The organism is Streptomyces sp. NPDC037273, assembly GCF_055603625.1.
In genome coordinates this window covers 101770-126251 of the sequence record NZ_JBVJVO010000019.1, presented here as the reverse complement: position 1 = coordinate 126251, position 24482 = coordinate 101770, and the positions used below count along the sequence as shown (strand labels likewise).

General features: G+C 66.7%; 21 protein-coding genes. 7 read left to right on the top strand and 14 right to left on the bottom strand.

What is annotated here, in order from left to right; translation table 11 throughout:
• Window positions 1-44: 44 nt before the first annotated feature.
• From ACZ7G1_RS34710 to istA, 5 genes are all read right to left on the bottom strand, one after another.
• Complete coding sequence (locus ACZ7G1_RS34710) at window positions 45-911, bottom strand: hypothetical protein (RefSeq protein ID WP_470874957.1); 867 nt, start codon at window positions 909-911, stop codon at window positions 45-47.
• Window positions 908-1171, bottom strand: coding sequence for a hypothetical protein (locus ACZ7G1_RS34705; RefSeq protein WP_470874959.1), 264 nt, complete (start codon window positions 1169-1171; stop codon window positions 908-910). Before ACZ7G1_RS34705 ends, ACZ7G1_RS34710 begins: the two co-directional genes overlap by 4 nt.
• Window positions 1172-1952: 781 nt before the next feature.
• Complete coding sequence (locus ACZ7G1_RS34700; RefSeq protein ID WP_470874961.1) at window positions 1953-2225, bottom strand: hypothetical protein; 273 nt, start codon at window positions 2223-2225, stop codon at window positions 1953-1955.
• A gap of 79 nt (window positions 2226-2304) precedes the next feature.
• Window positions 2305-3072, bottom strand: a complete 768-nt coding sequence (gene istB, locus ACZ7G1_RS34695; RefSeq protein ID WP_470874963.1) for an IS21-like element helper ATPase IstB — start codon at window positions 3070-3072, stop codon at window positions 2305-2307.
• The gene (gene istA / locus ACZ7G1_RS34690; RefSeq protein WP_470874965.1) at window positions 3069-4466 is read right to left on the bottom strand and encodes an IS21 family transposase; all 1398 of its coding nucleotides are present in this window, start codon (window positions 4464-4466) and stop codon (window positions 3069-3071) included. The genes istB and istA overlap by 4 nt, the downstream gene beginning before the upstream one ends.
• A 224-nt stretch (window positions 4467-4690) precedes the next feature.
• Between istA and ACZ7G1_RS34685 the strand changes: the two genes are divergently transcribed.
• Window positions 4691-5173 (top strand): hypothetical protein, encoded by a 483-nt coding sequence (locus tag ACZ7G1_RS34685; protein WP_470874967.1) that lies wholly within the window; start codon window positions 4691-4693, stop codon window positions 5171-5173.
• Window positions 5174-5190: 17 nt separating this feature from the next.
• The gene (locus ACZ7G1_RS34680) at window positions 5191-5364 is read left to right on the top strand and encodes a hypothetical protein (RefSeq protein ID WP_470874969.1); all 174 of its coding nucleotides are present in this window, start codon (window positions 5191-5193) and stop codon (window positions 5362-5364) included.
• A gap of 44 nt (window positions 5365-5408) precedes the next feature.
• Here the strand turns inward: ACZ7G1_RS34680 and ACZ7G1_RS34675 are convergent, their stop codons facing one another.
• On the bottom strand, window positions 5409-6779 hold the full coding sequence (locus tag ACZ7G1_RS34675; RefSeq protein WP_470874971.1) for a hypothetical protein: 1371 nt from the start codon (window positions 6777-6779) through the stop codon (window positions 5409-5411).
• Window positions 6780-7096: 317 nt separating this feature from the next.
• Window positions 7097-7231, bottom strand: a complete 135-nt coding sequence (locus ACZ7G1_RS34670; protein WP_470874973.1) for a hypothetical protein — start codon at window positions 7229-7231, stop codon at window positions 7097-7099.
• 406 nt (window positions 7232-7637) lie between these two features.
• Here ACZ7G1_RS34670 and ACZ7G1_RS34665 point away from each other — a divergent pair, with 406 nt between their 5' ends.
• From ACZ7G1_RS34665 to ACZ7G1_RS34650, 4 genes are all read left to right on the top strand, one after another.
• The gene (locus ACZ7G1_RS34665; protein ID WP_470874975.1) at window positions 7638-8999 is read left to right on the top strand and encodes a Wadjet anti-phage system protein JetD domain-containing protein; all 1362 of its coding nucleotides are present in this window, start codon (window positions 7638-7640) and stop codon (window positions 8997-8999) included.
• Complete coding sequence (locus ACZ7G1_RS34660; protein WP_346168676.1) at window positions 8992-10269, top strand: hypothetical protein; 1278 nt, start codon at window positions 8992-8994, stop codon at window positions 10267-10269. The genes ACZ7G1_RS34665 and ACZ7G1_RS34660 overlap by 8 nt, the downstream gene beginning before the upstream one ends.
• A gap of 157 nt (window positions 10270-10426) precedes the next feature.
• Window positions 10427-11551: a hypothetical protein gene (locus ACZ7G1_RS34655; protein ID WP_470874978.1), complete on the top strand. Its 1125-nt coding sequence runs from the start codon at window positions 10427-10429 to the stop codon at window positions 11549-11551.
• Window positions 11548-14694 (top strand): hypothetical protein, encoded by a 3147-nt coding sequence (locus ACZ7G1_RS34650; RefSeq protein WP_470874980.1) that lies wholly within the window; start codon window positions 11548-11550, stop codon window positions 14692-14694. The genes ACZ7G1_RS34655 and ACZ7G1_RS34650 overlap by 4 nt, the downstream gene beginning before the upstream one ends.
• A gap of 141 nt (window positions 14695-14835) precedes the next feature.
• Here ACZ7G1_RS34650 and ACZ7G1_RS34645 read toward each other — a convergent pair whose 3' ends face one another.
• The 4 genes from ACZ7G1_RS34645 to ACZ7G1_RS34630 all read right to left on the bottom strand — a co-directional run bounded on the left by ACZ7G1_RS34645 (window position 14836) and on the right by ACZ7G1_RS34630 (window position 19797).
• Window positions 14836-14973, bottom strand: coding sequence for a hypothetical protein (locus tag ACZ7G1_RS34645; RefSeq protein ID WP_470874982.1), 138 nt, complete (start codon window positions 14971-14973; stop codon window positions 14836-14838).
• Window positions 14970-17225 (bottom strand): helicase associated domain-containing protein, encoded by a 2256-nt coding sequence (locus ACZ7G1_RS34640; RefSeq protein WP_471204376.1) that lies wholly within the window; start codon window positions 17223-17225, stop codon window positions 14970-14972. Before ACZ7G1_RS34640 ends, ACZ7G1_RS34645 begins: the two co-directional genes overlap by 4 nt.
• A gap of 217 nt (window positions 17226-17442) precedes the next feature.
• Window positions 17443-17874 carry an Imm1 family immunity protein gene (locus tag ACZ7G1_RS34635; protein WP_470874986.1) on the bottom strand — a complete coding sequence of 144 codons (432 nt, stop codon included), beginning with the start codon at window positions 17872-17874 and terminating at the stop codon, window positions 17443-17445.
• Entirely contained in the window at window positions 17875-19797 is a 1923-nt protein-coding gene (locus ACZ7G1_RS34630; RefSeq protein WP_470874987.1) for a DddA-like double-stranded DNA deaminase toxin, read from the bottom strand.
• Window positions 19798-19920: 123 nt separating this feature from the next.
• On the opposite strand from ACZ7G1_RS34630, the gene ACZ7G1_RS34625 reads away from it, so the two are divergent.
• Window positions 19921-20729, top strand: a protein-coding gene (locus tag ACZ7G1_RS34625) for an IS5 family transposase (protein WP_470874988.1) whose coding sequence is annotated in 2 segments (ribosomal slippage) — window positions 19921-20268 and window positions 20271-20729 — 807 coding nt in all. Because the reading frame shifts where the segments join, the coding sequence is not laid out codon by codon here.
• A 4-nt stretch (window positions 20730-20733) separates the two neighbouring features.
• Here ACZ7G1_RS34625 and ACZ7G1_RS34620 read toward each other — a convergent pair.
• From ACZ7G1_RS34620 to ACZ7G1_RS34610, 3 genes are all read right to left on the bottom strand, one after another.
• Window positions 20734-20988, bottom strand: coding sequence for a hypothetical protein (locus tag ACZ7G1_RS34620; protein ID WP_470874989.1), 255 nt, complete (start codon window positions 20986-20988; stop codon window positions 20734-20736).
• Between the two features lie 2 nt (window positions 20989-20990).
• Complete coding sequence (locus ACZ7G1_RS34615) at window positions 20991-21443, bottom strand: hypothetical protein (protein ID WP_470874990.1); 453 nt, start codon at window positions 21441-21443, stop codon at window positions 20991-20993.
• A 686-nt stretch (window positions 21444-22129) separates the two neighbouring features.
• Window positions 22130-24079, bottom strand: a complete 1950-nt coding sequence (locus tag ACZ7G1_RS34610) for an FG-GAP repeat domain-containing protein (RefSeq protein WP_470874991.1) — start codon at window positions 24077-24079, stop codon at window positions 22130-22132.
• Window positions 24080-24482 lie beyond the last annotated feature (403 nt).

The window sequence follows — 24482 nt, the reverse complement described above, 5'->3', positions numbered from 1 at the left end:
CCTGCAGCCGAGCACACAAGGGAGGCCTGCTCAGCAATCCGCGTTTACCCCTCGACCTCGTGCTCCGGCTTGTCGTCCTCGAGCTCGGCGTACCCGTACAACCAATAATCCGTGGCCTCCCTGAACGCTGTCTCGCGCATCCTTTCCTCATAGTCTTCGTACGTCTCATCCGGATGGATCTGCCCGGTGCGCCGCTTGATCTCTTCATCGCGTTCACGGCGCTCGAGGTACTCCTGCAGAGCAGGGTCAGCATCCGGGCACACGTGCCCTCGTCCTTGCCTCGGCGGTTCGGGCCGTCGCCGGCGGCCCTGGACACGGTCGAGAACCATCTGCCACTCGGCGATGTCCTGGGCACTGACGTCGAAGGCTTTCAGGAGCACCGACAGCTGCTCGTGGCTGGGCAGGACCTTCCCGTTCAGGATCAGGTGGGCCGTCGAACGCGGCACACGATGCCCACCGGCCCCGGTCGCCTGCTCGATCGCACTGTAGGAGGGGCGGCCGGCCCGCAGACGCAACCGCGTCAGCTCCTGACCCAGAGCAGCCGGGGTACGGACCTGCCGCACCCGTCGGGCACGGCCCGACAGATACGGGCGAGCCCTCTCGATCGCGGCCGCCTTCCACAGACTCCGTGCTTCCTCGACCCACCGCCGCGTCTGCCGGCTGCCGGGGTCGCCAGCAGCACGGACGTAGGCGAGAACGGTGTCGAGCGGAGGCAGGTGGGTACCGCGGGCCGCCTGGCTGAGGGTGGAGGCACCGCGGTACCCGGGCGTGTTCGGTGGACCGGTGCACTCGGACAGGGCCTCGTAGGTGGTGCGGGCTTCGCCCTTGAGCCTGCGCAGGTAGACGGCCAGGGCCCGCAGCCGGGGGCGGGCGCTGGCGTCGACCGGCTTGGTCGGACGGCCCATCGTCACCGGGCGCGGCGACGGGAGGGCTTCGCAACGTCGCTCGTACGGCGACCGGTGATCAGCTCGGCCACGGCGGCGGCCACGACAACCAGCGCAGCCGGAACCTGCCGGTCACCGGCAGCCAAGATCGCCGATGCCGCAACAACCACGACGATGACCACGACCTCCGGGATACCCAGCCGGCCCGGCTGGACCTGCGCGGGAAGGTGGGTGGAGCAGGACACCGACGGCTCAGGGCCAGCGGCAGGCAGAGAAACGGCAGACATGAGCAACTCCAGACAGGTAGGGGCCACACACCCAACTCGGGTGTCATAAGGCGGGATTGACGCGAGCTCGCACCGCCGTCGAGACCTCATCGTGCCCGCACCGGCACCCCTACAGCCAGCCGGATCGGCGGGCATGCAGAGCGACGTAATCACCCGCCAAAAACACGCACTCACCGTTTATGCCTGCTCAGACCCCCTGAAAGATCAAGTTAACCCGAAACCATCCAGAGCCTCCGCGCTCTCCCGACCTTCCAGAGCCACCACCCTCCCAGGGACAGCCGACCGTGACCGTGCAGGCGCTGCAGGATCGCGAGCAGCTCTGCGGAAGGCGCGCCTCACAGACACCACTCCCGTACGGCTGCCGTTCGGACAGCCCACCCACGAACCAACCCGCGCCGTCTCGCTGTCCACGCTCCCCCGAAGTCCGCAAAACCCCATGCCGGCCTCGGCGACTGGAACCCCGGTCAGCAGGTGCCAGCCACGAGCCATCCCTCCCTCCCGCAACGGTGGACGCACGAGTTCGCGGGGCGCGGCCACTGGTCGGGGCACTCAACGAAGTGACCAGCACAGCGCGGCACCCGAGCCCCAAGCGGGCACCCGCCAGCAGGCGAAACCTCGAAAAGCCATCACCAGAATTCTCAATACACCTGCAGGAATCTCACCAGGCCTGCGGTACAGCACGTCAAACCATGATCAAAACGTGAAAAACACGCCACCACACCTCTCAACCACCCATCACCACAGGTCAGAACACCCTCTCTACCGCACCAAAAACGAGAACTCACACGAGGGAGCCGAACTTGCTCACGCAGACCACGATCCGTGTTCCGCAGATCGCCGCGTCCGCGGGCACGTGGATGCGCCCGTACTCACTGGAGTCCTGGGTGTCCCGCTCGGACTCGCACGGGGCTCCGAAGTCCACTTCGAGCCGGCGGACCAGCCTGCTGAACGCGAGGCCGGTCGCGGCGCGGTCGTAGTGCTGCGGTTGTTCCAGCCGCTCGGGGTCGTCGAGTTCGCGCAGGAGGGCCAGCAGTTCCGTCTCGGTCATTGCCATCCGCCCATCCTGCCGCCCGGCGGGCGGCAGCAGAGGGGGCAGGGGTGTGCAAGCAAGGGCCAGATCCGGAGGTGGTGGTCTAGGCTGCGGTCTCGCGCTCGATGGCTGCGAGACGGTTCTTGAGTCGGTAGCTGGGGCCGTTGATGGAGACGACGTCGCAGTGGTGCAGGAGCCGGTCCAGGATGGCCGTGGCCAGGACCTCGTCACCGAACACCTGTCCCCATTCGCTGAAGGTCTTGTTCGAGGTCAGGATGATCGAGCCCTTCTCGTAGCGCTTCAAGATCACCTGGAAGACCAGGTTCGCCTCAGCGCGTTCGAGGGGCCGGTAGCCAACCTCATCGACAACGAGAACACCGGGCCGGAGGTCAGTACGGAGCTTGCTGTTGAGGCGTCCGGCCGCCTCGGCGGCCTTGAGCTGGCGGACCATGTCGTCGAGGGTCGTGAAGTAGACGGAGAAGCCGGCCCGGCAGGCGGCGACCGAGAGCGCGACAGCGATGTGGGTCTTGCCGACCCCGGGCGGTCCCAGCAGGGCCGCGTTGGCCTTGGCCTCGACGAACGCGAGGGTGGCGAGGTCTTTGATCTTCCGGGGATCGAGTTCGGGCTGGAAGGAGAAGTCGTACTCGTCGAGCGTTTTGTGGTGCGGCAGCTTGGACAGCCGCAGGCCCTGGCGGAAGCGCCGGTCGTCACGAATGGCGAGTTCCTCGGCCAGGACGAGGTCGAGGAAGTCGAGGTAGCCCATCTTGGCCTCGTCCGCCCTGCCGGCGTACTGGTTCAGGCTCTCGGCCAGGTGGGGCAGGCCGAGCTTGGCGGCCGTGGTGCGGATTCGAGTGCTGACCAGCTCGCTCAACTGGGCTCCTCCTGTGTGGGGTGGGTAGTGAAGGGACGGGTTCCGGTCAGTTCGTCATAGACCGACAGGGGTCTGCGGCCGACCTCGACGCGGACGGCCGCGGCCCGGTTCAGGAGAGCCATCAGCGAGCCGGCCGTTTCCTCGCCGAGGGCGTCTTGATGGCGGGGTTGCGGAGGGATGTCACCGGTGGTGGTCCGCCGGTTCCGGCCGTCGGGAAGACCGTCCCAGTGCTTCTCGTCGACGATGCAGGCCCCGCGGCCGACAGCCCTGCGGTGAATGGCCAGCAGGGTGTCGCCGTTGGTATCGGGGACGGTGGAATGCAGCGTGATCTGGGACTCCGTGGCTCTGACTTCCACCAGCTGGCGCGGGCGGACTTTGCGGGCCGGGACCGAGTAGAGGTTCGCGTCGAAGGCGACCAGGCAGTCCTTGCCGACGTAGCGAAGGTGCCGCTGGGTGACCACGTAGGGTGTCGCCGGCAGGGGCCTGAGGGCCATGTGGTCGCGGATCGCGCGGTGCCCGATGACTTCGCCGTGGGTGCCGTGGGACTTCGCCCGGCGCAACGGAACCCAGGCGTTGAAAGCGGAGTCCAGCTCCTCGATGGAGGAGAAGGACCGTCCGGCCAGGACGTGGTCGCGGACGATCAGGACCTGCCGCTCGACCCGGCCTTTCCCGGTGGGGCGGTAAGCGGCCAGCACGTCGATGTCGAAGTCGTAATGCCCGGCGAACCCAACCGCTTCCGGGTGCAGCGGAACGGCCTCGCCCGGTGCCACGTGGCGTCGGACGACGGTCTTGGTGCGGTCATAGACGATCGACATCGGCACCCCGCCGAAGTGGGCGAACGCCTGCCGGTGGCAGTCGAAGAAGGTGGCCAGGTCCTGGCTGGTGGTGAAACAGCAGAACGGATCTCGCGAGTAGGACAAGGTCATGTGGAACGAGTAGACCTTCGGGATGCCGAAGTGGGCGAGGATCTGCCCTTCGTCGCCCCAGTCGACCTGAGCCTGTGCCCCGGGCACGACCTCGAATCTGCGGTGCAGGCCGGCCAGTTCGCCCGGGCTGATGCCCAGTTCCTCCGCGATCCGAGGCCGGGCCTCCTGCATGTAGAGCTTGACCCGCTGGTAGGTGCCGGTGAAGCCGTACTCGGCCACCAGCCGCTCGTGAACCACAGCCCCTTTGATCAGAATCTCCGACCGCAGCATCGCGTCGATCAGGGGCGCGACCTCATCCACCTTCCGCCGACGGCCATGTCCCGGCACAGCCCGACGAGGCGGGGCAACCGGGCCTTCAGAGGACAGGTATTTGCGGACCGTGCGGCGGTTAAGCCCGGTCTCCTTCGCGATCTCCGACAGGCTCATCGCCCCGGACTCGAACAGCCCGCGGAAGCGTCGAAGCTCCATCCATCGTTGTGGGTCCAAGACCACGGTCAGCCGCCCTCCGCCACCCTTCACAGGCCGGCAGCAGACTGCCCACGATCAGTCCTCGGTACGTCAGGAAGTGGGCACGTTCATCCGTACGTGACTGGGCACGTTCACGTGTCCGCCGACACGCGGCGGGGGCGGGTGAGGATGCGCTGTATGCGGTGGCGGGCCGGATGCTCGCGGCGCGGCCCTATCATCGGCCGGTGCATCCTGCGGTGATGCGGGCGGCGTTGTTGGCGGGTGAGGATCCGCCGGATGAGCCTGGCTCCGGTGGTGTGGCGCATCTGTTCGCGGCGCTCGGGCTGGGGCCGCAGGAGGTCGGGGCAGAGGCGCTGTCCGAGGGGTTTGCCGCGGTCGGCATGTTCGATCTCACGGCCGGCGAGTGGGCGCAGATGCTGGGCGCGGCCAAGCACGGTAAAGCGCCGCCGGTGCCGTGGGAGCTGCTCGGAGAGGTTGACTCGGTGGAGCAGGTGCGCGGGGCTAGTGACGAGGAGCTGGTGAGGGCGCGGACGGTGCTGATCGGGCTGCGGCCGTTCTACGCGATGTATATGCTGCACGGCCTGTTCATGCCCGACACCCCCGGGCTGGCCGCACTGCGGGCACTCATCGACGAGCGCGGCATGGGCCGGTCCTCGACCAGGTCGTCTCGATCAGCCCGACGCCCCGCCAGTTCGCCGAAGGCCTGACGGCCTGCCACGGCGACATGCTGGACGAGTTGTACGAGACGCTGATGGAACAGCTCATGGCAGACCCGGACCTCTTTCGCCTTCCCGGTGACGAAGGCGGCGCCGCCGGGTTCGTGAACACCTGGACGAGCACCCTGCACGAGCAGGCCGGGCTGGCTGATGAGGCGCGGAGTGCGTGGGGCACCGTCTGACACCGCTACGGCTTCGGATAGGGCTCGACAGGCGGTGGCAGTGGTCAGCCCTGGACGATCGGCACCGCCAGACTCGTACCGCGGGCGATGGCGTTGAACAGGTCTGGGAACGGGCGGAGCTCCTCCAGGTGAGCCTTCCAGATCTCGTCTCTCGATTGGCCGAGGTGGGCGGTGGTGAAGTACAGCGCAACGAGGTAGCCGGGCATGGCGCGGCCCCAGGTCTGGCTATTCTCGTTGTCCCACCATGCCCTGAGGACGGCCTTCGTGTCCTCCAGGCTCATCAGGCCGGCGCTGGGCAGGATGGCGGTGCGGGCGACCAATTCACCCTCGTCGAAGCTGCGCACACCCATGAGCAGGCCGGGAAGGCAGGGAAGAAAGTATGCGTCGGGTCGAACGCCGATCACCCGGGACTGCTCGGCTACCGGGAGCACCGTGAATGTGCTCGTCAGAGCAGGCAGGCTCGTGCGGACCTCAGGGTAGGCCACCAGAGCGAGGGCCCTGGTCTCGTCGGGTCGGAGGTAGCCAGTCGCTGCGATCTGGGTGGCGATGCTGGTGATCTTGGTGCTGTAGAGCGTGCGCATGGGGTCGGGCAGCGCTTTCCAGAACGCCGGGAGGTCGCCGAGACGGCCGAGAGCCGCGAGTTGGACTGCCGGCTCAGCCGTTTCAAGTCTGGACATGTGCCGGGCCAGATACTCCTCTGCCAGGGGCTGGTCGCGGTCGGCGAACAGGCGCAGGCACTGTGCCATCCGATCGGCGAACATCGGTGCGGCCAGAGGCATCCTGTCGTCCTCGATCTGCAGCAGGGCGAACTTGGCAGCGAAGTCGACCAGCTTCGCGCGGGAGGTGGGGCGGACGCGGTCGAAGAAGGTGTGGCCGAGGTAGCCGGCCTCGAACGTGAACGCGGGATCTGCAACGTGGGCGATGAAGCTGTCTCGCACCTTGCGGCCCTGGCTCGGCTGGTGCACCAGAACTGCGTCGAGGGCCGCTGCGAGATGGGCGCGGGCGTACTCGGACGTCGGGACGTACAGCTCTCCCATGGGGCGAAGGGAGGGGTGGGCGCACAGGTGCCGGTCCTCGCGCAGCCGCTCGAGCTGTGTCTTGTGTGTGTTGTCGATCAGTTCCAGCTTCTCCGCTACGTCGAGGATGGTGTTCTCGACGTTGAGCATGAGGGGCACCGCGTCGGCCGCGCCGGGCTGCTGGGCGCGCTCGACGTCCTCGGCCAGGGGGCGGGCGTCGGGCTCGCCTTCTTCTTTGAGGACCTCGATCTTATGGATCAGGTCCGCGCACACTGCGGTCCAGGTCAGGACGATGGCGGCTCGGGCGGCGCCGGTGGCGTAGCAGCGGTGTGCTTCCTTCACCAGCGGCCGCACGTCCGGGTTGACCACCCGGTTCACCAGGTCGTCCAAGTCGAGCATTTACTCCCCGTCCCCTTCGTGCTGTGCGGGTGACAGTCGTTGCCTGAGCCCGTCGGGAAGAGCTTAGAGGCAGGCTGCGCGGCCAAAGCCGGATATCTGTTCTCTATGCGCAAGGCTGGCACCGTCACGAGCGGCCCGGGTGGAAGATGGGGAGGCGGGTGGTGACAAGCGCCTCTGTACCCGCCGGTCACATGCGAGGCTCGCGGGTCGGCGTGCGCTCCGCGCGTGAGTTCGGCCAAGGACCGGAGCAGCGTTCAGGGGCTGTGGAGCGCCATCCGCATGACGAAGCGCGGAGCCGGAGCGTCCCGGCTCGGGGGTTACAGGCGCCAAGTGCAGATGCGCTCGGCGGCGGCCTGGTAGACGGTGTCCTTGCTTTCCTGGATGTCGAGGACGAGGTTGACCATGGCCCCGTGTGGGGGGCGATGTCCTCGCCAGCGTGTGAGCGGCGGCATGCGCCGCGCAGTCCCCGAGTGGGGCCCGCGTCGTGCGAGGGGTGCCTGCTCCCTCCGCGGGGCGCAGGAGGGGGGCTGGGAGCAGGTGCTGAGCTGGTTCGCGCCGGCTTCGGGCAGGGAGGTGCGGTTCGGGCGGCAGCTGGCGCGGGCCCGATGATGCACACGAATCTGCCGCGGCAGCGGAGGGCGACGGGGCCGGGGACGCTGCGGGCGAAGGCGCTGTCCCTGGCGGCGTGCCGTGATGTGCGGCGCTCAGCCGTGTTGGCTGGGCCTCATTTTCTGAGTTGTGGGGGCCTGGTTGATCTATGTGTGTCTTGCTAGGGGGGTGGATATGCCTTTGGTCTGATTCGCAGGGTAGGTCTGAGGGGTGGGTGTGGGCGTCAGAGGGACGGGGTCGCTTGAGCTGTTGTTCAGCGAGGCGCAGGGACGTATCCGAGTGTCGGTGGCTGGGACGCCGGAAGGGACGGACGCATTGTCCGTGCCGGTGCGGCGCGAGGGGGTGAATCGCGCTCCTCGCAACCGGCAGGGCTTGCTGCGTATTCGGGAGGTTGATCTGGTTACTGCCTACGCGCAGTCGGCTTACGATCCGCCAAGTTCCTTGGATGGCAGGCATTTGATCTGGGTCCTGTCGGCCGGGCGGAGGTCGTGGGCTGCGGTGGCGTCTCGGTTCAAGGACGAGGCGTGGGCTGTTGCTGTGGCGTTGGTTCGGTGCGGCGGTGTCGTGCTCCGGTGTGCGGTCGACGAGGACTTGGAGCTTTCGGAACCGCTGAGTTGGCGCCTGTCTCATTCGTGGGCGCTGCAGACGGATGAGTTGTTGCAGGAGTTGCGGGGGTGGCGGGACCCGGATGAGATGCGCAAGGAGCTGCTCGCGTTGATGGCCCCTGTTCCTGAATTGGAGTGGGAGCGGGCACTGTTGGAGGGGTGTCCGGTGGGCTCGGCGCTTCGGGTTCCGTTGGGGAGTGCCGTGGGAACGGAGGCTTGGACGGCTTATGAGGCTGCCGTGCGGGCGGCTTCGGTGTGGTGGCCGGCGGATTTGGCTGGGGAGCGATTGTCTGCCAAGGAGTTGGCTGGCCTTGCTCTGGGCGGTTCGAAGAAGTGGACTCCTGCTCGGCAGGCTGCCTTTGAGAACTTGGTCGGGGTGAGTTTTGACCTCGCGGTCGATGAGGCTGATATCGACGTTCGTGTGAGAGGTCCTCTGCGGTGGCGGGTGGGGTCAGTGGCTGCCGATGCTTCGGTGGCCAACCCGTGGATCGCGGTGCCTGCTGGGGCGTTGCGGCTGGTGGGTGAGGTTGAGCACGGAGGTCGGGGGGTGTTCCTGGTGGAGAACTCGGACACCTTTGAGCGTGTATGTGCGATTCCCGAGGTGACGTCGCAGTGGCTGTGCGTCTGGGGCAAGGGGTACGTGACGAACCAGCTGGTCGCGCTGCTGGAGTGGATGCAGCCTCAGCGGCTCGCGATCTGGGGGGATTTGGATGCTGATGGGATCGCGATCATTGACGATATCTCTCGACGGCTCGGCCGGAAGGTGCACGCGGTGGGGATGGAGGTTGAGTTGTGGCGTGCTGGGCCGTACAGGGAGCAGGAGCCTGAGCAGTATGTGAAGGCTCAGTCGTTGGCGGCTCGGATGGCTGATGAGGGGCCTGTGGAGCTGCGGGCGTTGGCGTCGGAGATCGCGGTGACGGGCGAGTCGTTGGAGCAGGAGCCTTTGCACAGGAAGGTGCTGCCGCGTTTGGTGGAGCTGTTGGGTGCGGTGCCGGCCGGTGGGTGATCAGCTCGCGTTCGGGGATGGTGAGCAGGCGGATCTCGCTGCGGCGGTGCAGTTGGCCAACTGGCGGGCGTTTATGGCTCCGGTTGCTGAGGATGCCGGTGCTGTGGCGCGGCATCCTGAGGTGGCGCGGGTGGCGCTTGCGATCTTGAAGGTGTTTGCCGAGCATTCCGGTCCGCATGGTTTGACGCGGGCCGAGGTGGTGCAGGCGTTGGCGGGTGATCCTCGGGAGTGGTCTTCGGATCTGATCGAGCATCGGCTGACGGTGTTGACACGCCTTGGGTTTCTCGAGCCTTATCTGCTGAAGGCTCATCAGGATCGGTACGTGGTGCGTCCGGCAGGGTTGGCTGGAGCTTTGGCTGCCGAGAGGTTGGCGGAGCACGGTGGCGTCGATGAGTTGATCTTGCTGTTGGACCGGGCGAGGGCTGTGTTCGACCGCAGCAATCCTGATCCTGAGGCTGCCTTGGACTATCTGGTGTCGTGCCGTAACGCGCTGCGGGTTTTCGCTTTGGACTTGCAGCGGTTGGTCGCCACGGGGACGCCGACGGAGCTGATGGAAGCACAGCGACAGCATGATCATCAGGGGTTCACGCGTCAGGTGGCGGAGCTGAACGAGGTGGTGACGAGTCGGTTCAGTGGCAGTTGGGCACTGGAAGAGGCGGCTTCGGCTCTGATTGAGGCGGAGCAGTTCTACCGGCGGCAGGTGATGGTCGCGGCCGACAAGGTTCTCGCGCAGGGCGGTGGCAGTTTGAACTTCGATGTTCTGACTGTGAGCGAGTACACCGACGCAGCCTTCAAGGGGGATGTGGCGCTGTTGTCTCAGGTGGGCACGGCACTTGTCGCGGATGCCCCGTCGGTGTGGATTGACCCGGCGCAGGTCTTGGAGACGGTGTCGGGTTTCGCTCCGCGCTCAGGTGCCCGGGGGCGGCCGCTCGTGATGGACGATGCCGAGCAGGAGGAGGAGCCCTGGGAGTGGGCTGAGGGAGCTCATTCTCGTCTCCTGGAGGATCGTCGGCTCCTGGCCGACGAGCTGCTGGCCGGGGACCAGGAGGTTGATCTCACAGCGCTCCTGTACGCGGCGGGCTGGCCGGCGGCGGCGGCGATCATCACGGATGTTCTGGCGCTGGGTGACGAGCCTGGCGAGCCGTACAGCGTGGTGGTGGAGGATGCGCTGCTGGCTGATCCGGCTGCCTCTGTCACCTATCTGCATCCTCTGCTGCTGCGCAGGCACGACGTGAGCGACGAGGCCGACGGTGGTGGGGATGACGTTTGAGAATGGCTCTTCTTCGTCTGGGTCCGATACAGAGGAGGACCTCCAGGCGCAGGTGCTGTTAGGGCGGTTGCGTGCTCAGGGCGTGGCGTCGGCTGCTGTCGGCGAGTCCGTGTTGGCCAGGGCAGCCTCAGCGGCGAGTGGGAGCGGGCGCCGGATTGTGCGTGTATCCGGCTCGACGCCTGGCGATCTGGTGGTGCTTGGTTGGGACGCCGAGACGGCTCCTGTCGCGGGGATCTCGGTGGCGGGGTGGCAGGTCGGTCTGCCGCCGGTCGCGACGCTGGTGTGGGCGGCCTGTCTGCGTGCGGCGTGGCCTCGCCCTGAGGTGCTGCCTTTTCCGGGGGTGGCCTTTCTGCGTGCGGATGTGGTGTCGCTTTGCTGCCGGTTGGGGGCGGATGAGGACGCGGTGGAACGGACCGTGGACGGAGTGCTGCAGACAGCCCGTCTCCTTGTCTCGCAGGGAGATGTTCTGAGGCTGGGGCCCGCTGTCGCAGCGCTGCCGGCTGTGGTGGTGGAGGGCCTTCGGCGCGGGCATCATCTGCTGCCCGCGATGCACGCCGAGGGGCTGGACAGTGGTGAAGCGGGCGGTGAGAAGGCGGTGGCGCCTGCGCGAGAGGTCGGCGGCGGGGACCGGTTGGTAGATGGTGGCGCTGACGGTTACCTTGTCCGGTCGGTAATCGCCGCCCTGGAGTCGGCGCGCCGTCCCCTGCCGCGGGCGAGTCTGCCGATGCTGGCGGATCCTGCGCTGCGGGCCCGGGTCGGGCGGGCTCTGGAGCGTGGCGGGCGGCAGTTGCTGCAGACGGAGCAAGGCAACTGGGTCACGGGCTTTCGCGATCCGGTCAGCGATGCGCTGGTGGCCGAGGGCACAGGCACTTTGGGCGATGTGGACAGGGCAGTGCTGGCCCTGGTGCTCTTGCACACGGTGGCGCTCCCCCGCGCTCAGGGCCGGCACCGGCACAGCCGGTGGACGGGCGAAACGCACACGGTCACTCTCGCGGTGCTTGCCTCGAACCGGAAGATCTCCAAAGTGGCGATCAGTGCGGCGCTGCGCCGTCTGAGGGCTGCCGGGATGGTCGCGGAAGCCACCACAGGGCGATACCTGCCCGGGCCGGCTTTAGACCGTCTGACCGCGGAGCGCAGCAACCTGCTGTGGGAGGACTTGATCCTTGTCGGACGGCCTGACGGTCATCTGGCGGCAGCCATCCGACGCCGGCGGCAGCTGGCGGACAGCCCTGTTTCCCCGTCTGTGGCCGCCAGCGGCGGCGCAGGGAAGGATCTTGTGTGAGCGAGCAGCCTTTCAATGTCGCGCTCAGCAAGCTCGGTGTGATCGGCACCAGGCAGCTGGTTGCCGTGCAGACGTTCTTCATTGCGCGATTGACCTCACATCCCGTGGCACTCGTACCCGGCACTTTCGTGGCCGTGACGGGCCGGGGACCCAAGGATTCCAATGAGTCGGGCAAGACAAGCTTTTTGGCTGCTGTGGCGCTCCTGCTGGGTGACCCGGAGTGGCGGATGACCGGAGGCGGCTCGGTGCATGCACCGAAGCTGCTGTTCGAGCCGGTGACGGCTGGAGCATCCCCAGAGGTCAGTGAGCCGGCCCAGGTCGGCTATGTGGTGGGGGTCTTTGCCGATCCGGACGATCCTCAGACCAGCGCTCACACGGTGTGGCTGCAGATATCCGCGAAGTCGCCGCATGTCGAAGTGCGGCACAAGACCGGGGTCCACCTGCTGATCGAGGGGGACGATCGCAGCCAGCACGAGAAGGCTGCCGGTTTCTTCCGCAGGCTCGGGGGCAAGCCGTTGGGCGCTACGGAGTACGCCGAGGTTCTCTACGGACGTGCGCCCCGGCTGCTCGCCTACATCGTCAGCCGTGGCGGGATGAGGTCGCGCCCCTCCTTGCTGAAGCTGGACGCGGGCACCTTCACTCCCGTCCAGATCGGGGACGCGCTGATCGATCTCACTGGCAAGGCCGCGATGCTGGCCCATGATGTACAAGACCGGAAGAAGCTTGCCCAGACGCAGGCTGATCTGGCCGAGGCACTCAAGAAGGCCGAGGGTTCCTACCGGGACGAAGAGGGGATCCTGCACGCGGTCGACACCCGGGAGCGCGCACGCGTCGAGACAGAACGGGCTCATGATCTGTGGACGCTGGCCTCGGCACGAGCCCATGTGGACGCGTTCGTCACTGAACGTCGCATCGCCTCCCATCTCGAGCTGCTCACAGGCACGCTGGAAGAGTTGAAGGGGCAGCAGAGCACGGCCAGGGAACTGCTGACCGCGGCACGCGATACCCGCCTGCTGGAACGCACAGCCCAAGAGGCGTCCCAGCTGAAGCAGCAGGCGCAGCAGAGCCTGGAGGAAGCCAACGAGAAGCGGGGAGAGCTCAGATCTGCGCTGGAACGCGCGCAGCGGGATCGCCGCACGGCCCAGGCTCGGGCCGAGGGCTACGAGGGGCCGCCGCCGGCCAAGCTGACTGAGCTGCTCGACTCCCAGCAGGCCCTCCTTGTGCAGGCGAAGGCTGAACTGATCAGGGCCGAGGAACGGGTCAAGGAAACAGACCAGGAACTCGCTGATGCCCGCCAGGGACGCACTGGCCGGGCGGCCGCTGCTTTGCAGGCACTGCACGACGGTCCGTGCCCTGACGCCGTAGGGCTCATGGCCAGCACACGCCTCCACCCTGATGCCCGCCCCCTGTGGGAGGCCCGGCTGGCACCGTGGAGTGATGCGGTCTGCGTCCCCGCGGACCTCCTCGACCGCGCGATCGAGGCCGTCAGCGAGTTGCCGGGGACCCTGCTCGTCACCGGTCCCCCGGCATGGGCCGGTACGGCCCACACCGATCCGGCGCCGGTCTGGCCCAAGGGAATCGTCGATGCCGCACCTCTGGCAGCACCGTTCTTGCACGCCCTTGCCGACGCGACCACCGTGGAGCAGCCCCCGCACGCCTCGCTTCCGAGTCTGGGCGTCCACGTCGTCGGTGGCTTCGACCAGCCGATCGTCGGGCAGGAAGACATCTGCGCCCACCTCGAAAATCAGCTGGGACGGGTACAGGCCGAGCGGGACGCCCTGGCGGCCGGGATCGAACGCTGCGGCCGCCGGATCACCTCGCTTGGCCGCGATATCGACAGGGCGAACGCCCAGGCGGAGGCTTCCCGGCTCGGCGATGAGGCACGCGCCTTGGAGGAGAAGCTTGTCGCACACGACGAGACGCTGCCCGGCCTGAGACGTACTGCAGCGACAACAGCCGAGGAAGCCCTGCGCACCAAAGACTCCTTCGACAACGCGACTAAGCACGCCAAGGCCCTCGAGAAGTCCGTCCAGGAAATCAACAAGAACATCGCTCAGACAACGCAGAAGCGCGACCGGCTGCTGGAACTGCGCGGCAAAGGCCCGGCCCACCCCGTCCTCGTGTGGACGGACACGCTGCAAGACGCCCTTGCGGCATTGAACTGGGACGAGGTGCCAAAGGACGCCCCTGGTGCCGAACCTGCTGATGGCATCAGCGTCCATGCCGTCGTTCCCCATAGCGGCGAGGTGGAACGGCGCACCAGCCTAGAGCTTCTCAGCGAGAGCCGAACCCGGCTGGCGTCCGCACTCACGCGTCTGGCAGCCGACTCTCGCAGCACCGGCGTCGCCACGCCTGAGCTGGGTGACGCTCTGCACCACCATGAGGTCCATACCGAGGATCCCCACGGCATCATCTTTCGTGCCTCGCTGTCGGCCCTGCGGAGCTGGCTGGCCGCCAACGAGGAGCAGGACAAAGGCGCCCGGGAACAGGTGGAGGCCAAGCGCGCCGAACGAGAGACCGAGCACCGCTATCTCCAGGACGTGGTCGAGGAAACCCGCGAGGCCCTGGCCCAGACCCAGCAGTCCATCAAGGAGCGGGTGAACGGCGCGCTGCACCGGATCAGCAGCCGACTCAACGAGCTCCACAGCCGTGAGGGGTACCGGGCCGATCTGGAATTCACCGTCACAGAGCCGCAGACCGCCCAGGACCAGTGGGTATGCCATGTCGTCCCGCGATGGCAGCGCAATCCCAACGGGCCGTTGCTGCCCTACGACGTACCCACCAATACCGCCCAGGAGAAGCTGTTCTCCATCCATCTCGTCCTGGCCGCTCTGCTGGCAGCCCCGCACGCCCGCGGCCGCGTACTGATCCTCGACGAACTCGGCGACTCTCTGGGAGCCGAACATCGACGCGAAGTCATTACGGCTCTACGTGATGCTGCACAGGATCACGGCATCACAGTGTTGGCCACCTGCCAGGACGGGCTGATGACGGATGTGCGATCCGTCTGCGGTCAGATCCTGCAGTTCCGCTACTACTCCAAGTCCGACGCCCTCAACCGGCCAACCCTCATGTTCGGACGCGATATCAACCGCCAGCGTGTTCAGCTCACTCTGGAAGAACTCGTCAGCAGTCGCTCCTAACCGCTTGCTGGCGCGCAGCGGAAATGCCGGCGATGCCGGTCGCGGCGCTGCGTAGTTGGACTGCACAGTCAGGTGGCATCGCGAGCTCGGAGCTAAGGCCAGCCTGAGCGGTGGCGCGACACCGCTTCTTCGTGGGACTGCTCAGGTGAAGGCTGGAGCAGGATTCTCGCTGGTCCACTCGCCTTCGAAGAGGGCGGCGATGAGGCGTGCGTGTTCGGCGTCGAGCTGGCCGGCGCGCATCTTGGTGCGGGTCTTGGCAAACCAGGGGCCGATCTTCACGGTGTCGCCGTCAACGGTGATCGTCTCGCGGGCTGCGGGGGCACGGCGTTCACGGTGGAGGAAGAGTTCAAGGATCTGGACGGTCTGGGCGAAGGTGCGCCGGGTCGTGGGGCGGGGGTGAGATCGATGGCTGCCAGGAGGCGGTGCTGGCCCGGGTCGAGAGTGTTCCACGTGGTGAGCTGGCGGGTGGCCCAGCTGCCGAGGTTGATGTTGCCGGTGGTGGTGTCGGGGGTGAGGGGCTGGCCGGTCTGGAGGTGGCGGCGCAGCAAGTGGTACTTACGGTGCCAGTCGGGGCCGTGGGGCAGTTGCCAGTCGGGGTCGATGGCGGTGAGGTCGGCGGCACGGGCGGTGTCTAGGTGGCCGTGTGTGGCGAGGGAGCGTTGTTCGGCGAGCCAGGCCCCGAGGGGGGTGGTGGCGGGGGCGGCGAGGTGGCCGTGCGCCTGGTGGTAATCAGCGACAGCGGTAAGGCGGGCGCGCCAGGCGGCCTGGTGTTTGTCCCAGATCATGCCGAGCGCGTCGAGCTCGGCGATCCAGTCGGGTTCGAGGCGGCCGGCGGTCGCGGCGTCGCGCATCGTGGTGATGAAGCGGCCGAGTTCGAAGCCTGCCGGGTCGGTGTGTTCGGCGGGCACATCGAGGTGACCGTAGGTGTCATGGAAGGCCTGGGCGGAAGCGAGGCCTTCGCGGCGGGTGCGGGTCAGGGTGCCGTGGGGGTTGAACGCGATGAGGTCCATGCCGCGGGCGATGCGTTCGGGGTGGATCGTGTAGTCGAAGTGCCAGCGGTGCTGGATGAGACGGCTGGTCTCGGTGGTGAGGCGGTTGGTCTTGTCGGGGAGGCGTTCGAGGATGCGATGGTCGTGGCTGGCCAGGGCGGTGGTGATGGCCCAGACCGGTTCGTAGGGGGTGCCGAGGACGTTCTCGGGGTCCTCGCTGGGCGGGATGTAAACAGGGACGATGAGGCTGGCGGTCTTGCCGGAGACGTCCAGGCGAAGCGCGCGGCCGAGGCCTTGGACGCAGCGGGTGATGCTGCTGGTGGGGTCGGCGAAGATGACGGCGTCGACGCTGGGGATGTCGATGCCTTCGGCGATCACTTTCGCGTTGGTGAGGATCGCGCGGGGTGAGGCGGCGAAGCGGGCGAAGATGTCGGTGCGCTGGTCGGCGGTGTGGTCGCCGTGGACGTGGAAGACGTCGGGGTCGAGGCCGGGGAAGCAGTCGGGGTCGGCGGTGCGGAGGCGGCGCAGGGTGTGAGGCAGTTCGCGGGTGAAGCGAACGGAGTCCTCGACCAGGTGGAAGAAGACCAGGACTCGGCGCATGGAGTGCTTGGCCATGGCGTTCAGGACAGCGAGGTGGAGGGCGGTGGTGCGCAGCGCCCCCTCTGGCGAGTCCGAACCCGAGGGTGTGCCGACGGCGAGAAGGTTGAGGCGAGCGCGGAGCTCGGTGTCGGTGACGGTGGGAACCACGATGCGGTAGTCCGCGGCCACGCCGTCAGCAATGGCCTGCGCCAGCGGGTACTCGAAGACCTTCTTCCCGTACACGGCCTCGTTGTCCATGCTGTTCGCCACCGCATCCACCGCCGGTGCGGAAGGGGTTCGGGGGTGGCGGCGGGCAGTCGAGGCGGAGTCCGCCAGGTCGGGTGCGGCAAAGCTGCGCGGGGTGGCCGTCATGTAGAGACGGCGCTCGGCATGGATCCGTGCCGCGTCGTTGACCATTGCCCACTTCTTGTCCGCCCGGCCGGCGATGCGGTGCGCCTCGTCCATGATCGCTAGATCGAAAGTGGGCACGGTGTAGCGGGTGTGCTGTGTCGCCTCGATCTTGTCGAGTGAGTCGTAGGTGGAGATCACCGTCAGGGCGGGGAGCTGATCATCCCTCTCCCCCACGACCGACATGAGCGCGGCCAGCGCCTGCGGGCTGCTGGTGGAACCGACCCTGCGGGCGGCAAGCGCATCGTGCGCGGCGGTGTCCATCGAGGACACGATCACCATGTGCTCCAGATGACCATCCCGGCGCCACGCGAGCGCCGTCTGAACCGCCAGGTCCAACGTGGGCACGACGACCAGGACCAGGCGCGCTGCGAGCTCGTCCGCGACCCGGATCGACACCAGAGTCTTACCCGTCCCCGTCGCCGCCACATACAAAGCCCGGGTACGCGGGCGACGCAGATGCCGGACCGCAGCAGCAAGACCCCGCTCCTGGTCCGAACGCAGCACAGGACGACCGGCAGGGCGAGGGACAGCGGACGCGACCGGAGTGACCATGACCCACATCATCCCGTATCGACTCGGGGCGGACCTATGGGTGATCCGGAGGTTCCCCGCCCAGCGGACGGCCTGGGCCCAAAGTCGTGCGCGGTCGGCCGTCGCCTGAATCATCAGCTGTAGACAGCGCTGAAGGCCCGGACCTTGTTCAAGGTCCGGGCCTTCAGACGTCACTCGCTAATCGCGAACGAAATCCTGACGATCCGCAGAGTGCGGATCACAGTTCGTCGGACTGCCATTCGACGCATGTGGGTCGCTGACCACCCGAGAATACGAACTCCTTCACTGCTTCCCGAATGAGATCGAGCGGGATTTCACAATCCGCTGGAAAATAGAACTCACTTCCCGCAACATGATAGACAGGCTCATGGTCGCTTCCTGAGCCACTTACTGTCGCAAGAGTGGATTCCCCGTAGCCGAAAGTAATGGCGCCTGTCTGGAGGGCTGGGTTAACTCCGACCGTGAACTCATGGTCCGGGAATCCAGACGGAAGGTTCTCGCGATCCGTTGACACTACACTCGCAGCTGTATGGAATTCCTCCCCGGCGAGGAGGAAGTCGATCATCTGATCTACATCCTCGGGTGTTTCGAGCTTCTGCGGATCACGCCTGTGCTCTGCCTTATAGCGAGCCTCGGCCCTGGTTGCCACTTACGACCCCTTCGGGTATTGCTGGGAATGCCAATTGCCAGCCTTGTCTTTCCAGTGTACCCGGAGCGTCCCGACGCCCCTCAGTAGGGCGCTGAGGGTGAGGTCGCAGCCGAGGTCTTCTGGGCACGGCCCACTGGGATTGTTGATGACGAGGTCCGCGTCCTTCACCTTTTTTTTGAACATGATGGCCACGAACTTTGGTTCGACGTGAAAGCGGTTGCCGGTGGCGAAGCCGGTGCTTACACCTTCGTCGATCAGTTTCTGCTTAACCCATGCGATGAGGGCTGCGTCCTGCTTCATGCGTCCGCTGGCCAGGTCATTCTCATCCCATGAATTGTCTTTCGACCTGGCTCTCCCCAGTGTCTGACCGTCGTACGGTCGCATTGCATCGAATTCTGCGTCAAGGTCACAGAAGATGCTCGAGGACAGACTTGCTACAGAGTAAGTCGCCTGGACGGTGTAGCTTGCCGACGTGTAGGAAGACTGGCGAGAAAGCGTTGGACAGTTGGGAACGCCAGGCTTTCCGTCCTTCTTCTTCCTGAGCTGCTTGACAATGTCTTCGATCTCATCGAGAGATTTCCCGGCGAGCTTGATTTTTCCGACAGGGAGCAGTCCACCGATGGCCAATGCGCAGTCAGTGAAAGCAGGGTTCTCGATGCACTTAAGTACGTCTTCGCCGCCACTGACCGTCCACAGGAGTGGGCCCACAGTTGCGTAGAACTGTTTCGCGCCCTGGTATTGCGCCTCGACCTTGTCACAGTCTTCCCACTTGTACGTACGTGGGACAAGCTGGACGCAGTACTCGCCGTTCTGCCTGTGGTTCTTGACTCCTGCCTGCTCCTGCTTCTTTCTTTGCTCCTCCGCCTTCTTTAGCTCTGCTTCGATTTCCTTCTCGAGTTTGTACTTGACCTCCCCCCACGCATTGGATGCCATGTCGTTTGCGGCGTCCGAGTTTTGCCCCGCCTGGGTCGCGGAATCGCGGGCATTGTCTGCGGCGTCGCCAGCTGCGGCTGCTGAGTACTGCGCGTACGACGCGGAGGCTTCGGCGCGGGCGGCAGCTGCCTCAGCGGTGTCTGCTTCCTGGTCGGCTTGGTTCGCAGCATTGCGAGCGGTGGTAGCTGCCTGCTTAGCCTCGGTGGCGCTGGCTTCCGCTGCATCCGCGGCTGCGTCGGCATCAGCAGCGTGCTGTGCCGCCAGATCGGACGACTTCTTAGCCTCTGCAGTAGCAGAGGCGGCGTCGTCCTTGGCGTTGTTGGCAGTAGCGGCGGCGCCGGCCGCGAGCCAACGGTTCTTGTTGGCGGTTGCCGCGATGAGGGCGGCTTCGGCGACAAGGCGCTGGACCTGCGCCTCGTGCTGCTTGGTGAGCTTGTCCTTGCGGTCGGCGGTGTAGCGGCCGACCGTGATGAACTCGTGCATCTGGTCCGCAGTGCCGGCCAGTGCAATTCTGGCGGCCGCCTTAACCTCGGCGCCCGTTGTGGCACTGCTGTAGAGCTGGCTGGCGGTGACTGATTCGTCGGCGAACCGTGCTGAGTATTGCGTGGATTGTAGGAAGTGGGCCAGTTCCTTGCCGCTGCCGTCAGAGAGAGCGGCACGTGCGGCTTCCTGCAAGCCGGGCCCGCCCCTGCTGTGGATGGCGGAGGCAGCCACAGACATGTCGGCAACACCGACGTTGTACTGGCCGGTTGTATAGAACGTTTCGACCTGGTCCAGGGTGCCCTTGAGCGCTTCCGTCGCGGCGCTGCGGACCGACGGGTAGGGACTCAGGTTGGCCAGCTGGACGACACGTTCGCGGATCTCCCGCTTCTCGGTCTCCCCCCATCCGGACTTCAGGTACTCGATGACGTCCTGGTCGGTGCCCGCCAGGGCACGTGCGGCAGCGTCCTGACTGATCGGCGTGCCGATCTTCATCACCTGGAATGCCAACTGCCGGCCCTTGACAGCCAGCGCGGTGACGTCGATGTCGGGCTTGCTGGCATCAGCGGCCAGTGTCGCTGCATTGGTATTCAGACGTCGTTTCCTTTGGCGGTTCAGTTCGTTGTGCTGGGCATGACGAGTCTTGCCGAGCGGTTGGTGTCGGATGAGTTGTGGGAGTTGTTCCGCAGGGTGGTGCCCGAGGCGGTGGTGGTGCGGCCGCAGGGAGGTGGCCGTCGGCGGTCGGGGGATCGTGAGTGCCTGGCCGCGATCGTGTTCGTGGCCACGTCGGGCTGCACATGGCGGCAGGTGCCGCCATTGTTCGGGCCGGCCTGGCCGACGGTCTACCGACGTTTCGCCCGCTGGAGCAAGGAGCGGGTTTGGGCCCGCCTTCACCGGGTCATCCTGGACGAACTCGGGGCCCGGGGGGACCTGGACTGGTCGCGCTTCGCCGTCGACTCGGTGAGTGTCCGCGCTCTCAAAGGGGGCTGTTGACCGGACCGAATCCGACCGATCGTGGCAAGAACGGATCGAAGATCCATCTCGTCACCGACCGGTCCGGCCTGCCGGTCGCGGTCGCCATCTCCGCGGCCAACACCCACGACAGTCTTGCGCTGAAGCCGCTCGTCGCGTCGATACCGCCGATCCGCAGTCGCCGCGGTCCCCGCCGCAGACGGCCCGACAAGCTTCACGGCGACAAGGGCTATGACTACCCTCACCTGCGGCGATGGCTCCGCTCTCGCGGCATCACGCCACGGATTGCCCGCCGGGGCATTGAGTCCTCACAGCGGCTCGGACGCCACCGATGGGTCATCGAGCGGACCATGTCGTGGCTCGCCGGTTGCCGTCGGCTCCACCGCCGCTACGAACGCAAGCCGGAACACTTCCTCGCCTTCACCGCCATCGCGACCAGCCTCATCAACTACCGACGACTCACCAAGTGACTTTCTAGTCGGCGTCACTGACGGTTGTCCGAGAGGAGCTCGTGGTCACGATGTCGGTGGCGATACGCCGAGACGTCTCTTGCCGGCCGAGCAATGCTCGAGTGATCGCGATCGACTGGATGATGCTCATGCCGCGTTCAGCCAGCAGGTCCTGAACGGCTTCCATCCCTTCCCCCGCGAGGACGGGCCGGCATTGCTCGACGAGTGCGGTCCATCGCGCCGCTTCCTCGGGCCGCAGCCCGACGACGTGGTCGAACATGGCTAGTCCTGCCTCCCTGAACTTGCGCGAGCGATGGTCCAGGGCGGGTGGCCGTGCCGTGCGGCGTGGGTGCGGAAGTCGAAGAAGCCCAGACCATCGACCTTGCACTTGGTATCAATCTCTTCGAGCGTCCAGCAGTGGTCGGAGTAGTCGTCGATGGCGACGCCGCCGGCTTCGAGGACGTGTGACAAGAGGGCGCGGATCTCGGCAGTACCGTCGATGTGGCTGGAGATGCTGACCAACAGGTCCCAGGTCGGGCGATGGTCGAGCGCGGAGTCCAGCAGGCGTACGTCCTCGGGATCCCAGCCGGCGAACAGGTGACCGTCCTGCTCGTCCTCGAGGTCGATGTAGAGCTTCCCGTCCGTCCAGTATCCGTTCTTGCCGGGCATCAGCCGGTCAAGCCGTGCGGCTGTCGCGGTCGACTCTCCAGCGGGGAACACGTAGACGCTGCGCATGGGCGGAGCGTAAATGGCGACGCAGGGCTGCGGCCAGGGAGTTTCAACCCGGCCATAGATTGCCTTCGTCGATGGTGGCAGTGCGAGCGGCGACTTCGCTGAAGACAGATGTCGAGGTTCACCGTTGAGGTACGGCACTGCTGGCTGCCATCAGCTCCACTGCCGCTACGAACGCAAGCCGGAACACTCCCTCATCTACCGACGACTCACCAAGTGAAACGACGTCTAAGGGGCGAGGACGTGGGCAGCGGTGTCGGGGCTGGGTACGGTCCAGGGCCCAACGGCATGGTCCGGCCTCGGTGAACGGGGCGGGGGGCGGCGCACTCGTGTCGTCGTCGGCTTCGTCGTCAGCTTCGTCGGCGGGTGCCTGGTGGGTCTCGGGCGTGGGGAGGAGCAGTTCGACGGTGCGAGCGGTGATGCGGGCGCCAGCCACGGCCGGGAGCGAAGCGCCGGCGAATGACTCTGGCCAGGTTGCAGCGGACGATCGTGCAGGGCGGCGGGGCACGACGGGGCGATGCTGAGTCCGGGCTGCCACCGCCGCGTCGTAGCGGTTGTGCCTCCGCGTGTGCGTTCATCCTGGCTGAGAGGCGATCGTCTGTTAGCACCTACGGCCAAGCCCCAGGCCAGCGACCTGGGGCTTGGTTGTTGTTGTGCCGTGCGGTGGCGTCGGGCGGGGTGTCAGACGGTCACAGGAGCGGGTCCAGTCCTGTCAGGTGTGAGCCGGGGGGCTCGGTGCTGGGGAACGGGGTCCTCCACTGGCCTGTGCCGTAGTAGAACCTCATGTACGTGTTGGGGGAGTCGTAGTCGGGGATGGTGACGAGGTCGTTTCGGCCGTCGCCGTCTACGTCTCCGGGGGCGATGATGCGGTACGGGCCCCAGCCGTCGCTGATGTGCGTGCGAGGCGCGAAGGTGCCGTCGCCCTTGCCGAGGTAGAGCCACAGCACACCGGAGCGGTCGCGGGCGACGAGGTCACCGGCTGGGGCGCCGGCCAGGTTGCCGGTGGCGGCGAGCTGGTTGTAGATGCCCCAGCCGACGCCGGCCTTGCGTCTGGGTGCGTAGGCGCCGTCGCCCTTGCCGGGGTAGAGCCACAGCACACCGGTCTTGTCCGTGGCCAGGAGGTCGTTTCGGCCGTCGCCGGTCAGGTCGGAGCCGCTGGTGAGTTTGTCGTAGATATTCCATCCGCCGCCAAGACGCACGCGGGGGCTGAGGGTGGCGTCGTCCTTTCGTTCGTTCCACCACAAGACACCGGTCTTGTCCCGTGCGACGAGCCCAGTGCCGGTGGGAACGATCCGGTCGTACACGTTCCACCCGACGCCGATCCCGGTGCGGCGCGGTGTCGTGTCGTACGTCAGGTGCCGGAGCTGGCCGACGTCGTACAAGGACAGGGTGCCGGTCGAGGAGCGGCTGAAGACGTCCGGCGAAGCGTTGCCGTCGAAGTCGTGGGGACGGGGCGCTCGGGTGACGGTGAAGGAGCCGGTGCGTTCGAGGGCGGGGCCTATGCCGTTGAGGGGTTCGGCCTTCAGCGTCCACGTGTATGCGCCCCGGTAGGCGGGGAACTTGTCGAGGAGGCCGTCCCAGTCCAGGCGGAAGTCAGTGGTACCGGTGGTGGGGGCCCAGGCCGTGACCGTACCCGAGACGCCCGTGGCGGTATGGACCAGCTTCAGGTTGACGCGCGCGTTGGCGCGGCTGAGCGTCCATGCGACCGGTACCCTCGTGCCGGCCTGGTCCAGGTCGATGACGCCGGACGGCGCCAGTGGCTCGGCCTTGGCGGTAAGGGCGGTGGGGACTCCGGTAGTCGCCAGGACGGCCACGGTGGGCGTGCCGGTGTTGGCGTCGAGTGTGACGCGGTACAGCCCTTCGCCATGCTCGATCGTTCCGCCGGTCACGATCAGACCGCCGTCGCCAGTCGGGACCATGGCGGTGGCGTGCGCGAGGAGCTGAATGGTCTCGCCCGTCACCAAGGATTGGGCTGTCACTGCGGCCAAGGCGAGCGGGCGCAGCGCGGTGAAAGCGCCAGGGTCGCTGTAGACAGCCCAGTCACCCGCAAGGCCGAACGCCAGCGTGGTCTCGTTCGCCCTTTGCAGCCAGCTGCTGCGGCTCACCTCCGGGGAGCCGCGCCTGGCCACGGCCAGGACCGCCTTCCCGACTGCATCCCGTTCCTGCCAGACCACGTGCGTCCGCGACCCGCTGATGGGACGCACGACGTTCTTGTTGTTCAGGACGTCGTGCGTTTCCGTCGCCGAGGCGGTGGCAAGGTCCACGACAACCAGCCGCTGCTCCCAGATCCCGTCCGTGACCTTGACGGCGCGCAGCAGCAGTGCGTGCTGATCCGCGTTCTGCGCGATGCGCCACGTCATGCCCTGCGGCAGGCCGGTCACCACCCGGCCCTCGTCGCCCTTGTCGAGCAGGTGCAGTTCCCACTGATCTCCCACGCGCTTCGAGGCGACGAGCGTGGTCCCCTGGTAGCCGAGGGCACCATAGAAACCGGCGACGTCGTAGGAGACGAGTTCCGCACCTGTGGCCATGTCGAGGAAGGTGCGGGTGGTGCCGTCGATCCGAACCGCTATGTCCGTGCCGGGGTTCGCCGCGTACGGACCGCCGGGCAGACGGTCCGGGTGCCGTCGTACCGCGTCCATGTGTAGACATCGCTCTCGGCTTCCTTGTGACGCGACAGGAAACCCGTAGGCCCGCCGGACAGGACGACCGTGTCAGGTGGGACGGAGAACGCCTCCTGCTGGATCGTCGCGGGTGCCGATACCGCCGGGACGACAGCGAGAGCAGGGACGGTCAGAACGCCCGCCGTCACGGTGAGGGCGACACCGGCGGCAACGGCCAGTCGCCGACCTGCGGAGCTGGGCTGGGTCAAGGGAAGTCCTCCCGGGCACAGTGATCACGGCACCTTCAGATGCCACCCCCACAGCGACTCACGACGGGGGTTCAGGGTTGTACCGCCGTTCGGAAATCTCGGCCAAGTCCGTCATGTCACGCTTGGGCCCAGCGCCCCGGCCCCAGGCCCCGGTCTGGTCACCGGCCAGCACC